Origin of the sequence: Rahnella sp. ChDrAdgB13, from assembly GCF_017655185.1 — a bacterium.
Classification (GTDB): Bacteria; Pseudomonadota; Gammaproteobacteria; order Enterobacterales; family Enterobacteriaceae; genus Rahnella; species Rahnella contaminans.
Window position 1 is genome coordinate 16619 of sequence record NZ_JAEMGT010000071.1, and the last position, 14848, is coordinate 31466.

Annotated in this window: 10 protein-coding genes; 7 read left to right on the forward strand and 3 right to left on the reverse strand. The window is 55.2% G+C overall.

Going from position 1 to position 14848, the window contains the following annotated elements; translation table 11 throughout:
* Positions 1-24 precede the first annotated feature (24 nt).
* On the reverse strand, positions 25-1176 hold the full coding sequence (gene rlmG, locus J8X26_RS18175) for a 23S rRNA (guanine(1835)-N(2))-methyltransferase RlmG (RefSeq protein WP_208951556.1): 1152 nt from the start codon (positions 1174-1176) through the stop codon (positions 25-27).
* A 171-nt stretch (positions 1177-1347) separates the two neighbouring features.
* Between rlmG and J8X26_RS18180 the strand changes: the two genes are divergently transcribed.
* The 4 genes from J8X26_RS18180 (at position 1348) to J8X26_RS18195 (ending at position 4911) form a co-directional block, all read left to right on the forward strand.
* Positions 1348-1854 carry a M48 family metallopeptidase gene (locus J8X26_RS18180; RefSeq protein ID WP_208951557.1) on the forward strand — a complete coding sequence of 169 codons (507 nt, stop codon included), beginning with the start codon at positions 1348-1350 and terminating at the stop codon, positions 1852-1854.
* A 31-nt stretch (positions 1855-1885) separates the two neighbouring features.
* Complete coding sequence (locus tag J8X26_RS18185) at positions 1886-2872, forward strand: Gfo/Idh/MocA family protein (RefSeq protein ID WP_165058890.1); 987 nt, start codon at positions 1886-1888, stop codon at positions 2870-2872.
* Between the two features lie 26 nt (positions 2873-2898).
* On the forward strand, positions 2899-3645 hold the full coding sequence (locus J8X26_RS18190; RefSeq protein ID WP_152325249.1) for a glutamine amidotransferase: 747 nt from the start codon (positions 2899-2901) through the stop codon (positions 3643-3645).
* A 294-nt stretch (positions 3646-3939) separates the two neighbouring features.
* Positions 3940-4911 carry a TerC family protein gene (locus J8X26_RS18195; RefSeq protein WP_152325366.1) on the forward strand — a complete coding sequence of 324 codons (972 nt, stop codon included), beginning with the start codon at positions 3940-3942 and terminating at the stop codon, positions 4909-4911.
* Between the two features lie 60 nt (positions 4912-4971).
* Here J8X26_RS18195 and J8X26_RS18200 read toward each other — a convergent pair whose 3' ends face one another.
* Both J8X26_RS18200 and mgtA read right to left on the reverse strand, forming a co-directional pair.
* Complete coding sequence (locus tag J8X26_RS18200) at positions 4972-7374, reverse strand: beta-N-acetylhexosaminidase (RefSeq protein WP_208951558.1); 2403 nt, start codon at positions 7372-7374, stop codon at positions 4972-4974.
* Between the two features lie 131 nt (positions 7375-7505).
* Entirely contained in the window at positions 7506-10208 is a 2703-nt protein-coding gene (gene mgtA, locus J8X26_RS18205; RefSeq protein ID WP_208951559.1) for a magnesium-translocating P-type ATPase, read from the reverse strand.
* A 365-nt stretch (positions 10209-10573) separates the two neighbouring features.
* On the opposite strand from mgtA, the gene treR reads away from it, so the two are divergent.
* From treR to treC, 3 genes are all read left to right on the forward strand, one after another.
* The gene (treR, locus tag J8X26_RS18210; protein WP_165058887.1) at positions 10574-11524 is read left to right on the forward strand and encodes a trehalose operon repressor TreR; all 951 of its coding nucleotides are present in this window, start codon (positions 10574-10576) and stop codon (positions 11522-11524) included.
* Between the two features lie 155 nt (positions 11525-11679).
* Entirely contained in the window at positions 11680-13098 is a 1419-nt protein-coding gene (treB, locus tag J8X26_RS18215; RefSeq protein WP_208951560.1) for a PTS trehalose transporter subunit IIBC, read from the forward strand.
* Between the two features lie 22 nt (positions 13099-13120).
* Positions 13121-14764, forward strand: coding sequence for an alpha,alpha-phosphotrehalase (gene treC / locus J8X26_RS18220; RefSeq protein WP_208951561.1), 1644 nt, complete (start codon positions 13121-13123; stop codon positions 14762-14764).
* The last annotated feature ends 84 nt before the right edge of the window (positions 14765-14848 follow it).

Genomic DNA, 14848 nt, shown 5'->3' on the forward strand with positions numbered 1-14848 from the left:
CTTTTTCATAGGGGCTGACTTAAATCAGTGCTGAGCTGCCGTTTTCACCGCGCGCAGGATCACGAATTTCTGGTTGGTGGCGATAGTGGTGCAGTTGCCAAACAGACGACGCAGCTTCTGGTAGTAATCCAGATGACGGTTGCCCACGATACGCAGTTCACCGCCGGTTTGCAGACAACGTTTTGCGTCGCAGAACATGCGCCACGCGGTGTCATCGCTGATAACTGTGCCCTGATGGAACGGCGGGTTACACAATACGGCGTGAAGGGTTTCGCGTTCAACTCCCGCCAGCATGTTGTTCACTTCGAAATGACAACGGCTGACATCCTGCGGCAAATTGTTTTCGACGTTAATCCGGCTCGATTCCACCGCCATATAAGACTCATCGACGAACAGCATTTCAGCATCCGGGTTCAGCGCCAGCGCGGTCATGCCGATTACGCCGTTGCCGCAGCCCAGATCTGCCATGCGGCCTTCGATGCCTTCCGGCAAATGCTGCATGAAGAAGCGCGCGCCGATATCCAGCCCGCCGCGTGAGAACACGTTCGCATGGTTGGAGATACGGAATTCACTGTCATCCAGCGCCCATTCGGAAATCACCGGTTCAGCGGTTTGCGCAGGCAACGTTGCTTCGCAATGGATCAGACGGGCTTTTTTCCACGCCAGACTGGTTTTGGTCGGGCCGAGGATTTTCTCGAACAGCTGCAAGGTCGAGGTGTGAATATCACGGGCTTTGGCACCGGCGATAATCTGGGTGTCCGGCGTGACGACTTCACGCAGCGCCAGCAGTTGTTGTTCCAGCAGCGCCAGCGTTTTTGGCACTTTGATGATGACCAGACCCGGATTGATCGGCAACGGCACCAGACTGCTTTGCGCCGCCACGCTGTCTTCGTCAAAACCGTTAATGCGCAGGTTATGGCGCATCGCCAGCTGGCTCATGAAAGAATCATTGATGCTGGTCGGATTGTATGGCTGCAAGGCGCAGGCCAGCGTGCCAAACGCATCGTTAAAAATCAGCAGCGGACGGCCGTTGAGCGCGCCGGTGTTCAGGTTTTGCAGCAGATATTCATCAGCCGCTTCCCATGCCTGCAACTGCGTTGCCGCTTCTTCCAGCGGATAACGTTCCAGACGCATTTGCAATAACTGACCACCTGTTTCGGTTTCAAATTGGCTCATTGGCCCTCCTCAATATTCAATTTGCGCTGTTTATCCCTTAATTTGGTCTATCAGTAAAACGTTTTTTCAGTTAAAAAGGGGTTTATCTGCCGGACTGGCGCGATCGTAACGAAAACCCCGCTTACCGGTAGGGCATCTTTTCCCCGTCAATAAGAGACAAAGCAAACAGTTATGCCTGAATTGACCTATCTGCAAGGCTATCCCGAGAATCTTCAGGCTCAGGTGCGCCAGTTAATCGAACAGGAACGTTTAGGTAAAGTGTTGCTGGCGCGATACCCCGAGCCGCACGAGCTGACCACTGACAAATCGCTCTATCAGTATACGCTGGACCTGAAAAACCAGTTTTTGCGCAGTTCGTCGCCGTTAAGCAAAGTGGCTTATGACAATAAAATCCACGTGATGAAGCATGCGCTGGGCCTGCATACGGCGATTTCCCGCATTCAGGGCGGCAAACTGAAAGCCAAAGCGGAAATTCGCGTCGCCACCGTTTTTAAAAGCGCGCCGGAAGCTTTCCTCAAAATGATCGTGGTTCACGAACTCGCGCACCTGAAAGAAAAAGAACATAACAAAGCGTTCTACAGCCTTTGCTGCCACATGACGCCGGATTATCATCAGTTAGAATTTGATACGCGCATGTATCTGACGCATCTCGAAATATTCGGCAAGTTATATCAATAATGAATTATCCACTTATCTATAGGGAATACATATGATTCGCTTTGCAGTCGTCGGCACCAACTGGATCACCCAGCGTTTCATTGATGCCGCACACGAAAGCGGTAAGATGAAACTGACCGCGATTTACTCCCGCACGCTGGAAGGCGCGAAAAAACTTGGCGAGGATTATCCGGTCGAGCATTATTTTGATTCCCTTGAGGAAATGGCCGCGTCTGACTTAATTGATGCCGTCTACATCGCCAGCCCGAATTCCCTGCACTGTCCGCAATCCCTGCTGTTTCTCAGCCATAAAAAACACGTGATTTGCGAGAAACCGCTGGCCTCAAATCTGGCAGAAGCCGAAAGCCTGATTGCCTGCGCGAAAGAAAATAACGTGGTGCTGTTCGAAGCGTTTAAAACAGCCTATCTGCCGAATTTCCTGCACATGAAAGGCGCGCTCAGCCGTATCGGTACGCTGCGCAAAGCCATTCTGAATTACTGTCAGTATTCATCACGTTATCCGCGCTATCTGGCCGGTGAAAACCCGAATACTTTCAACCCGGCGTTTTCTAACGGGTCGATTATGGATATCGGTTATTACTGCCTGGCGAGCGCCATTTCGCTGTTTGGCGAGCCGGGATCCGTGAACGCCACCGCCGTCCTGCTGGAAAGCGGCGTCGACGGTCAGGGCACGGTGATTTTGTCTTATGCGGATGATTTCGAAGTGGTGATTAACCATTCCAAAATCAGCGATTCCCTTCTGCCGAGTGAAATTCAGGGCGAAGAAGGAACGTTGCAGATGGAGAAACTGTCGGAATGCCAGACGCTCAGCCTGACGCCACGCGGCGGCCAGAAGCTGGATCTGACGCAGCCACAACACATCAATACCATGCTGTATGAAGCAGAAACTTTTGCGATTCTGGTCGATAACCAGTTCGTCGCGCACCCGGGGCTGGAAGTCTCGCGCATCACCGCCAAAGTGCTGACGGAAATCCGTCGTCAGACCGGTGTGGTGTTTCCGGCCGATAATCAGCCTTAATGTTCCGCAGGTCACGGGAGTAACAGATGATAGCACCCGGTCAGAAACCGCTGTTGATTTTACAAACCGGCCACGCGCCGGAGCCTATCCGCCGCGCGCACGATAACTTCCCGCAGATGTTTATCCGCCAGGGGGATATCGATCCGCAGCAGGTAGTGATTGTGGATTTGCAGGCGGGCGAACGTCCGCTGCCGCCGGAAAACTATTGCGGAGCCATCATTACCGGTTCGCGCAGCATGGTGACGGAACATCTGGCGTGGAGCGAAGAAGCCGCCGACTGGGTGCGTCTGGGCATGTTGCAGGAATTACCGATGTTCGGTGCCTGCTACGGCCATCAGCTGATGGCATATGCACTGGGCGGTGAGGTGGATTACCATCCGCAGGGCATTGAAGTCGGCACGCACGAAGTCACGCTGACGCCTGCGGGACATCTCGATCCGCTGGTGTCGCAGCTTCCGGCGCAGTTCGCGGCCAATCTGATCCATCTGCAAACCGTCATTACGCCGCCCGCCACGGCGACGGTGCTGGCGAAAACGCAGCATGATCCGCATCAGATCCTGCGTTACGGCCCGAATGCAGTCAGCACCCAGTTCCATCCGGAGTTCAGTCTGGCGGTGATGAAAACGTATCTGTCCTGGCTGGGTTCCATTGCAGAAGATGATCGCGTGGACTTTGCTCATCAGGCTCAGCAACTTAGCGAGACGCCGCTCAGTCAGGGGCTGCTGCTCTCCTTCGTGGGGGCGCTCGGTAAGCGTCAGGCACTGGCGGGATAATTACCCATAATGTTTCTGAATGTTTGACATTCGACACATTTTGCATTAATTTGCGAGCTGCAAAGGGGAGTAACTTCTTCGTCGGATAATCGTCATTACGGTGTCTGGACCCGCGCTTAGCGCCGTCTCAGTCACCCGGTTACCGGGCAACCAGATCTGTATTCTTCATGAATACATCTCGTTGTAAGTGAGACCTTGCCGGAAGGCGAGGTTTGCTTACAGCTCAGAGAGAGCGGCTAACGTCTTCCGACGCTGGCCGTTTTTTTTTGATGTTTTTTCGAGGATACCGCAATGATGAACTCCGTTGGCAACCCGATGTTATGGGGCTCTTTTGCCGTGGTCGTGATAATTATGCTCGCGTTCGACCTGCTGTTACAGGGTCGCAAAGGCGCGCAAACCATGAGCATGAAAAGTGCTGCGATGTGGTCGCTGGTGTGGATTGGCCTGTCATTACTGTTTAACTTCGGCTTCTGGTGGTATCTGAACGGCGAGTTTGGCCGCGAAGTGGCAGATGCCAAAGCAACAATGTTCCTGACCGGTTACCTGCTGGAAAAAGCGCTGGCAGTGGATAACGTCTTCGTCTGGCTGATCCTGTTCAGCTACTTCTCCATCCCGGCTAACCTGCAACGTCGTGTGCTGGTTTACGGCGTGCTCGGCGCCATCGTTCTGCGTACCGGTATGATATTCGCTGGCAGCTGGCTGGTGGGGCAATTCAGCTGGATTTTGTACGTGTTTGGCGCGTTCCTGTTGTTCACCGGTATCAAGATGGCGCTGGCGAAAGACGATGACGGCGAAGTGGGCGAGAAACCGATGATCCGCTGGCTGCGCAGTAAGATGCGTATGACCGACGATTTGCAGGGCGAGAAATTCTTCGTACGCCGCAACGGTATCTTGTTCGCCACACCGCTGTTGCTGGTGCTGATTATGGTTGAACTCAGCGACGTGATTTTCGCGGTCGACAGTATTCCGGCCATCTTCGCCGTGACCACTGACCCGTTCATCGTGCTGACGTCTAACCTGTTCGCGATCCTCGGCCTGCGTGCAATGTACTTCCTGCTGGCGGGCGTGGCGGAACGTTTCTCCATGCTGAAATACGGTCTGGCGGTGATCCTGATCTTCATCGGTATTAAAATGCTGCTGCTGGATGTGTTCCACATTCCGGTAGGGATTTCGCTCGGTGTGATCGCGTCGATTCTGATTATCACCCTGCTCATCAACACCTGGGTGAACCGTCGTAACGACCGTAAAAACAAAGCGCAGTCGTAAGATTCAGGCGGAATAAAACAAAAGCGCGGCCGCTTCACCGGTCGCGCTTTTTTTATGGGATTACTTCTGAACCGGTACCGTGCCCAGTAATTTCTCCAGCGGATAGACTACCGCCAGCACCAGTTCATCCTGCACTTTGGCGGCATCGTCCAGCGCGGCCTGCGCCTGCTGGCGTTCCTGCACACTCAGCGTTTCCCCTTTTTGCAGTTTCTCCAGCCAGACCAGCCCTTGCGAAGACAGCGCACCCAGCTGTTCCGCCACCGGCTGCAATGGTCTGAGCACAGAGTTTTGCACCAGCACCGGTTTTACCTGTTCCGCGCTGCGTTGCCAGTTCTCTAACTGCCCGCGTGCCGCGTGAGCTGCCTGCGGATTTTTCGGATCCGCCACCAGCGTTTCGATCTGCGCGGCGAACTCGCGTACCGCATTGCTTTCCGCTGGTAATGCATCCGCCAGACGGTTCAGCGGTTCGGCCTGCGTGTAATGTCCGGCCTGGAATTTGATGTGCTGGCGGGTGTAATACTGCGCCGGTTCGAGCGCGGTCGAGAAACTCAGCAACGGTGCAATGTCCGTGCTGTTGGAAAGCCGCGTCATCAGCCGCGCCGCCTCGGCGTGCTGTTGCAGCCCGACCGACACCACCGACCAGGCGTCGATTTTCGCCAGACGCTGATACATGTTGCGGGTATCTTTGACGTCCTGCGCCGACCACAGGCGCTCTGCGACCACAAATCCGCGCGGCCAGAGTTTCAGATCGAGAATTTGCGACGTGATGTTTTCCTGCCACAGCGCCGCTTCGCCACCGAGAATATTTTTCATATTTTCAGCGTCTGGCACCACCGGCGGCTGGCCGTCCGGCACCGTGCTGAGCGGGCCACCGGTCACCGGATAACGCGCGTTACCAATAATGAAATAGCCGCTGAATTTACCGTCTTTCAGGGTCAGCATCGGGCGCGTGTCGCCCATCCAGGTATCGACGGCGAAACTGACTTTGCCGTCGTCCTGCCAGACAATATCGCGCACCTCACGGCGGGTTTTTCCGGTGAAATCGATGAATCCGCGCCAGCCGTTTTTACCTTCAATCAGCGTAAAGCTACCGTCCACCGGTTTGCCTTTCAGGCGCGGCATGTTGAATTTCCAGCTTTGCGCTTTTTCACCGTCAGCAACGTTCTGATCAACGCCAAGCGGCTGCGGCAGAATTTCATTGCGATAGTGATACGCGGCGCTGTGCGGCTGATCAAGATAGAAGCCGGTCGACAGAATGCCCTGATAACCTTTCTGCGCGCTGGCTCCGAGGGAATCCGGGCCCTGCCATGACTGGATCACAATGTCGTGCGGCAGATCAGGGTGGAAGATTTCGTCCCAGCCGACCATTTTGCGCTGATGCTGGTGCAGGATCGTCTGGAGCCGGGTGTTGAAATACGCCTGCAACGCGTGCGTATCAGCGATGCCTTTTTCTTTCATAAATGCCTGGATCGGTTTGGACGTTTTCCACTGCGTGGCGTCCACTTCATCACCGCCGATGTGCAAATACGGATCGGGGAAGATCTGCGTCAGTTCGCCGACGATGGCATCCGCAAAGGCATAGACTTTTTCATTGGACGGATCGAGTGTCGGTTCATGCACGCCCCAGGATCGTTCCATTTTGTACGGCCCCGGCGCGCTGAGCAGTTCCGGATACGCCACCGCAATTGCCGACGCGTGACCCGGCATGTCGATTTCCGGCACCACGCGGATCCCAAGCTGCGTGGCGTAAGCCACCACGTCTTTCATCTGCGCGACGGTATAAAACTGCCCGTCACTGGCCAGTTCCTGCAATTTTGGATACTTCTGCGATTCGAAGCGCCAGCCCTGATCGTCACTCAGATGCCAGTGCAGGACGTTAAATTTTGCCGCCGCCATGCCGTCGAGCTGGCGTTTGATATCCGCGACCGGCAGGAAATGACGGGCGGAATCGAGCAGAACGCCACGCCAGGCAAAGCGCGGCTGATCGTGAACGGTAACCAGCGGAATAAAGGTATTTTCACCGTCGTTCTGCACCAGCTGTAGCAGCGTTTCCATGCCGCGCATCGCACCGAAACGGGTATTGGCGGTGAGCGTAGCGCCCTGCGGCGTCACGGTTAACTGGTAACTTTCGTCGCTGTCCGGCATGGGCTGCGCGGCAACTTTCTGTTTGATCTCAATGCTGATTGCGGAATGTTCGCCCGCGCTGCCGGTATTTTGCGGTAACAGATACCAGCCGGTTTGCTGCGCCAGACGCTCGCGCCAGTGGCTCACTTCCGGCATCAGTGCGTCGCCTTTAACCTGAATTTGCAGCGCATCGTTAAGCACAAATTTGCCCGCAGGCGAGGTTATTTCTACCTGCTGCGGCCACGGCATCAGCGGCAGATTCCCTGCCGGAGCAGCGAAAGCGGAGGCGGTCAGAAATAATGAAGTCACGAGAAGGGTACGGCGAAAAGGCAATAACATCGGTGAAATTCCTCAAAGATAAAAGCTGGCCTTCATAGCCCGCTGAAACGTAAAGGAATAACTATAGACGACGGATAAAAAAAGACGGTGACTGTGTTAACAATCACCGTCTTCCGGTTACCGCTCAGGTTTTACTGCCAGCCGTAACGGCGCACAAACCAGCCTTTCACGCACTGTGTCAGCACCATGTAACCCGCCAGGATCGCGATAAGCCACGGGAAGTAGCTCAGCGGCAGAGCCTGCAATTGCAGGAATCCGGCGACCGGCGAGTAGATCAGCGCGATACCGGTAATCACCACCATCAGCGTCATGATGCACAGCGGCCAGGATGCGCGGCTCTGAATAAACGGCACTTTGCGCGTGCGGATCATATGCACAATCAGCGTCTGTGAAAGCAGCCCTTCAATGAACCAGCCGGACTGGAACAGCGTCTGCGCTTCAACGGTATTGGCTTTAAACACCCACCACATCAGGCTGAAGGTCAGAATGTCGAACACGGAGCTGATCGGCCCGAAGAACACCATAAAGCGGCCGATATCCCCGGCGTTCCAGCGCTGCGGTTTCGCCAGCTGTTCTTCATCGACGTTATCAAACGGGATCGCGACCTGAGACACATCGTAAATCAGGTTCTGAATTAACAGGTGCAGCGGCAACATCGGCAGGAACGGCAGGAAGGCGCTGGCAACCAGCACGCTGAAGACGTTACCGAAGTTAGAACTGGCGGTCATTTTTATGTATTTCAGCATGTTGGCGAACGTTCTGCGCCCTTCCGTCACGCCCTGTTCCAGCACCATCAGGCTTTTTTCCAGCAGGATAATGTCGGCGGCCTCTTTGGCGATATCCACCGCAGAATCCACAGAAATACCGATATCCGCCGCACGCAGCGCCGGTGCATCATTAATGCCATCGCCCATAAATCCGACCACATGCCCTTCGCCGCGCAGCACGCGCACGATGCGTTCTTTGTGCATCGGCGTGAGTTTGGCAAATACCGTGGTTTCGCGGGCAACATTCAGCAGTTGTACGTCGTCGAGTTCGTCGATATCGCTGCCCGTCAGTACGTTATCCGCCTTTAAGCCGACATCTTTACAGACTTTACGCGCCACCAGCGGGTTGTCGCCGGTAAGAATTTTGACGGTCACGCCTTTGCGTTGCAGGGCTTCCAGCGCCGGTGCAGTGCTCTCTTTTGGCGGATCGAGGAACGCGATATATCCGGCCAGAATCAGGCTGGATTCGTCCGTCACGCCGTAACCCTGCGTGCGGGAAGGCATGACTTTATGAGCAACCGCGACCACACGCAGCCCCTGCTGATTGAGGTCGTCAGTAATACGGCGAATTCGCCCGAGCAGCACATCGGTCAGTGGCACAATCTCACCATTGAGCTGCACCAGGGTACAAATCGACAGCATTTCTTCCAGCGCGCCTTTACAAATCAGACGGTGATTCTGATCGTTTTCTGCCACCACCACGGACATACGGCGGCGGTCGAAATCAAACGGAATTTCATCAACTTTCAGGGAATTGTGTGCCTGGCTGGCATCACCGGCTTCCAGCACTGCCACGTCGAGCAGATTTTTCAGGCCGGTCTGGTAATGGCTGTTCAGCCACGCCAGGTGCAGCACGTCATCGCTGGTCACGCCAAGCACGTCGGTGTGGCGTTCGAGGACGATTTTATCCTGCGTCAGCGTGCCGGTTTTGTCGGTGCAGAGAATGTCCATCGCGCCGAAGTTCTGGATCGCGTCCAGACGTTTGACGATGACTTTCTGGCGCGACAGTTTCACCGCCCCTTTCGCCAGCGTGGACGTCACAATCATCGGCAGCATTTCAGGCGTCAGCCCGACCGCGACGGACAGCGCAAACAGCGCCGCTTCCCACCAGTCGCCTTTGGTGTAGCCGTTGATCACCAGAACGACGGGCGTCATCACCATCATAAAGCGGATCAGCAGCCAGCTGACTTTGCTGATACCCGCCTGAAAAGCGTTCGGCTGGGTATCTTCCTGCACCACGCGTTCGGCAAGCTGGCCGAACCAGGTTTTGTTGCCGGTCGCAATCACCATCGCGATTGCCGTGCCGCTCACCACGTTGGTGCCCATGAAGCACAGCGTGCTGAGTTCCAGCGGGTCTGCCGCAACCGGCTTTTTCTCGCAGGCATGTTTTTCCACCGGCAGGGATTCACCGGTCAGCGCGGCCTGGCTGATAAACAAATCTTTGGCGGAGAGAATACGCAAATCCGCCGGGATCATATCGCCCGCCGACAGCTTAATCAGATCGCCCGGCACCAGGTGGCTGATGGCAATTTCGACCGTTTCACTGCGGCCGGTTTGCGCATCACTGCGCAGCACGGTCGCGGTGTTGCTGACCATCGCTTTCAGCGCATCGGCCGCTTTATTGGAACGCGCTTCCTGGATGAAGTGCATGAACGTCGAGATAAACACCATCGCGCCGATGACCAGCGCGGCGGTCAGATCGTCGGTGGCGTAAGACACCATGCCGAGGACGGTCAGCAGCAAATTGAACGGGTTGCGGTAGCAGTGCCACAGGTGCAGCCACCACGGCGCAGGTTGCTGATCGCCGGTCTGATTCAGGCCGGAGACTTCGCGGATCGCCTCAGCTTCCTGCTCGGTCAGCCCTTCAGGATGGCTGTCAAACTGCAGGTAGAGCTGGTCTTCTGTCGCACGGGCACAGGCCTGACAATGCGCGGCCATCGCCGCAGGTACCGCCTGTGCGGCGCGGCCTGGAACGGTTTCAAGCATCGGGTCGCGACGAACTAAACGACGCGGAAGGTTGCGGCTGAGCGCATCGAGCAGCCGGGAAGTTATATTTTTGAACATCATTCGCACCTTTGTTGCGCCCACGGCTAAGCCGCCATAAGCATGGCAAAAGGATTTCTAAAAACAGGGCGAACGAAAAAACGTGCACCACTGCTCACCAGATAACGTCACGGCAAGCAGCAGCAAAAGGCGGGTGCTTACCGGATCACAACGGACTTACAGAGTTGGGGTCGGGTTCCATCAGGTTTTCACCTCCGGTAAGGAACAATTTGGAAATTCATAGCCGTCGGGCAGGAAAATCCGTTAGGGTAATCAGGAATAAGTGGATATACCTTCGATAATTCGCGCAGTATACGCTGGTGAACTGCAACCAAAATTAAACCTGATCAAGTTATTAATCATTCATCAAACAACCATACTAAATAACTATGCAAAATCGCCTGACCATCAATGACATTGCCCGCCTGAGCGGCGTCGGAAAATCCACGGTATCGCGTGTGCTGAATAATGAAGGCAATGTCAGCCCGCAAACCCGTGAGCGCGTTTTGCAGGTGATTGAGCAGGAGCATTTCAGCCCGTCAAAATCGGCACGCGCTATGCGCGGTTTCAGCGACAAAATTGTGGCAATTATCGTTTCGCGTCTGGATTCCCCTTCCGAGAATCAGGCGGTGCGCGCCATGCTGCCGTTGTTTTATCAGCAGGGATACGATCCGATTGTGCTGGAAAGCCAGTTCAGCGCCGAACGCGTGAAAGAGCATTTGCAGGTGCTGAAGCAGCGTAATATCGACGGCGTGGTCTTGTTTGGTTTTACCGGATTGTCCGCGCAAATGCTGTCGCCGTGGAAAGATAAGCTGGTGATGCTGGCGCGCGATATGCCGGGGTTGTCTTCGGTCTGCTACGACGATGCGGGCGCGGTTCAGCTGCTGATGCAAAAATTGCTGGCGCAGGATATCCGGTCGGTTGGCTTTATCGGCGTTTCGCCGCACGACACCACCACCGGGCAACGGCGCAGCGAGGCGTACCGGGCTTTTTGTCAGGAACATCATCTCACGCCGCACATTGCGCTGGGTGAACTCACCTATCAGAGCGGTTTTGAGCTGATCTCGCAACTGCTCCGCCGCAATATTCAGGCGGTAATTTGCGCCTCCGACACCATTGCGATTGGTGCGCAGAAATACCTGCAACAACAGCAAATCCGCGACGTACAGGTTTGCGGTATCGGGAATAACCCGTTGCTGCATTTTCTGTTTCCGCAATCCCTGTCGGTTGAACTCGGCTATGGCGCGGGTGGAGAAGCCGCCGCGAAGCAGCTTCTGGCGCAGCTCGACGGTTCCGCGACGCTGCAACAGCTGATTATTCCCTGCCAGCTCGCCGTCTGATTTTCCCCTCTTTGATTTTCTGAATAACAGAAACTTTGTGATCGTCCCGGCAAAACCGGGAACGTTCCCGGACAAGTTCCCACCGGCTTCGCTATGCTTGAACCGTTCCCTATCTCAACAACAAATTTACGCATATCGATAAAAGGCCACCTCCTATGAGTAAGGTAAAACAACAGGATGTTGATCAGCTGATCGCCCTCGTGGGCGGCAGTGACAATATCGCCATGGTGACTCACTGCATCACGCGTCTTCGCTTTGTCCTCAATGATCCGTCCAAAGCTGATCCGAAGGGCCTCGAAACCCTGCCGATGGTGAAAGGTTGCTTCACCAACGCCGGTCAGTTTCAGGTCGTCATCGGCCCGGAAGTGGACGATTACTACAAAGTGCTGATCGCCAGTACCGGCAAAAGCGAAGCCGGCAAAGAACAGGCGAAAGTGGCCGCACGCCAGAATATGAGCTGGTTCGAACGCAGCATTTCGCATTTCGCTGAAATCTTCTTCCCGCTGTTACCGGCGCTGATCAGCGGCGGTCTGATCCTCGGTTTCCGTAACGTTATCGGCGATATTCCGATGAGCGGCGGGCAGACGCTGGCGCAGATGCACCCGCTCTGGCAATCCATTTACGACTTCCTGTGGTTGCTGGGCGAAGCGGTGTTTATGTTCCTGCCGGTGGCCGTGTGCTGGTCAACCGTGAAGAAAATGGGCGGAACGGAAATTCTCGGCATCGTACTGGGGATCACGCTGGTTTCGCCGCAGCTGATGAACTCCTACAACCTCGGTCAGCAAATTCCTGAAGTGTGGAATTTCGGCTGGTTCACCATCGAAAAAGTCGGTTATCAGGCGCAGGTTATTCCTTCCGTTCTCGCCGGTATGGCGCTGGCGATGATTGAAAATGGCCTGAAACGCATCGTGCCAAATTACCTGTATCTGGTGATTGTGCCTGTTACATCGCTGATTATTGCCGTCTTCCTGGCGCACACGCTGATCGGACCGTTTGGCCGTATGATCGGCGACAGTGTGGCCTTTGCGGTGAAATTCGTGATGACCGGCAGTCTCGCGCCAGTCGGTGCCGCGCTGTTTGGTTTCCTGTATGCGCCGCTGGTGATCACCGGTGTACATCAGACCACGCTCGCCATCGACATGCAGATGGTTCAGAGCACGGGCGGAACCCCGGTCTGGCCGCTGATCGCGCTGTCCAACATTGCGCAGGCCGCGGCCGTTGTCGGCGTGATTATTGTCAGCCGTAAACACAACGAGCGTGAGATTTCCGTGCCTGCGGCGATTTCCGCGTTCCTGGGCGTGACTGAACCGGCGATGTACGGGATCAACCTGAAATACCGCTTCCCGATGCTGTGCGCGATGATTGGCTCGGCGTTTGCCGGTCTGATTTGCGGCCTGTTCCACGTGACCGCTAATGGCATTGGTGTCGGCGGATTGCCGGGCATTTTGTCCATCAAGCCGCAGTTCTGGAGTATCTACGCGCTGGCGATGCTGGTGGCGATTGTGGTGCCGATTATCCTGACTGTGCTGGTTTATCAGCGTAAAGCCCGCCGTGGCGAACTGGCAGTGGTGTAAGACATTTAAGAAGGAAAATGGAATGAACAGCGAATTGCCGTGGTGGAAAAACGGCGTGATTTACCAGATTTATCCAAAGAGTTTTCAGGACACCACGGGCAGCGGTACCGGTGATATTAACGGCATCACGCAGCGTCTGGATTACCTGAAAACGCTGGGCGTCGATGCGATTTGGCTGACGCCAATGTACCTTTCACCGCAGATTGATAACGGTTACGACGTAGCAGATTATTGCGCGATTGACCCGGCTTACGGCACGCTGGACGATTTCGAGCGGCTGACCGCCGGGGCGCATCAGCGCGGGATCCGCATCGTGATGGATATGGTGTTTAACCATACGTCGACTCACCACGAGTGGTTCCGCCAGTCACAGGATCCGGGCAGCGCGTTCCGCCCGTTTTATATCTGGCGCGACAGCGCAGCCGAAGGCGGCCCGCCAAATAACTGGCGTTCTAAATTTGGTGGCGGCGCCTGGCAGTGGCATGAAACCAGCGGACAATATTATCTGCACCTTTTCGCCACAGAACAGGCCGATCTTAACTGGGAATACCCGCCGGTACGCGAGGCGCTGAAAAAAGTCTGCCAGTTCTGGGCAGATAAAGGCGTCGACGGTTTGCGTCTGGATGTGATCAATCTGGTTTCCAAACAGCAGGATTTTCCGGCTGACGACACCGGCGATGGCCGCCGTTTTTACACCGACGGCCCGCGCATTCATGAGTTTTTGCAGGAATTCAGCCGCGATGTGTTTAAACCCCTCGGGCTGATGACAGTCGGTGAAATGTCATCGACAAAACTGGAACATTGCCGCCGCTACGCCGCCAATGACGGCAGCGAACTGTCGATGACGTTTAACTTCCATCACCTGAAAGTTGATTACCCTGACGGGCAAAAATGGACCGACGCGCCGCCGGATTTCGTGCAGCTCAAGCAGATTTTCCGCAAGTGGCAGCAGGGAATGCACGGCCACGCCTGGAACGCGCTGTTCTGGTGTAATCACGATCAGCCACGCATTGTCTCGCGCTTTGGCGATGAAGGCGCACTGCGCACGACGTCCGCAAAAATGCTGGCGATGGTGCTGCACGGTTTGCAGGGCACGCCGTACATCTATCAGGGTGAAGAAATCGGCATGACCAATCCGGGTTTTAAACACCTCGAGCAATACCGCGATGTGGAAAGCCTGAATATGTTTGCCGAACTGAAATCCGACGGGCGCAGCAACGAAGAGCTGCTGCGAATTCTGGCAAAGAAATCTCGCGATAACAGCCGCACACCGATGCAGTGGAACTCCGGGGAACAAGCCGGATTTACCACCGGCACGCCGTGGATTTCTGTCAGCCATAATGCGCAGGATATTAATACCGAACAGGCGCTGGCGGATAAAGATTCGGTGTTCTATCTCTATCAGCAACTGATCGCGCTGCGCAAAACCGTGCCGGTGCTGACGGAGGGCGATTATCAGGATTTGCTGCCTGAGCACCCGCAGTTGTGGTGCTATAAGCGTGAGGCTGACGGCCAAACGTTGCAGGTGATGGCGAATCTGAGCGGTGAAAATCAGGCCGCCGGTCTGCCCGATTTCGGGGGCAAAACGCTGCTGAGCAACTATGGTGATGAACCGGTTTCCGGCAGCCTTCGTCCTTATGAATGCCGCTGGAAACTCCTCGAATAATCTGAATTTTCATCTTTGTCGGGTCAGTCACATCAGTGGCTGACCCGTTTGTTTTTTATGCATCTCCTTTAAAAACAACACGCA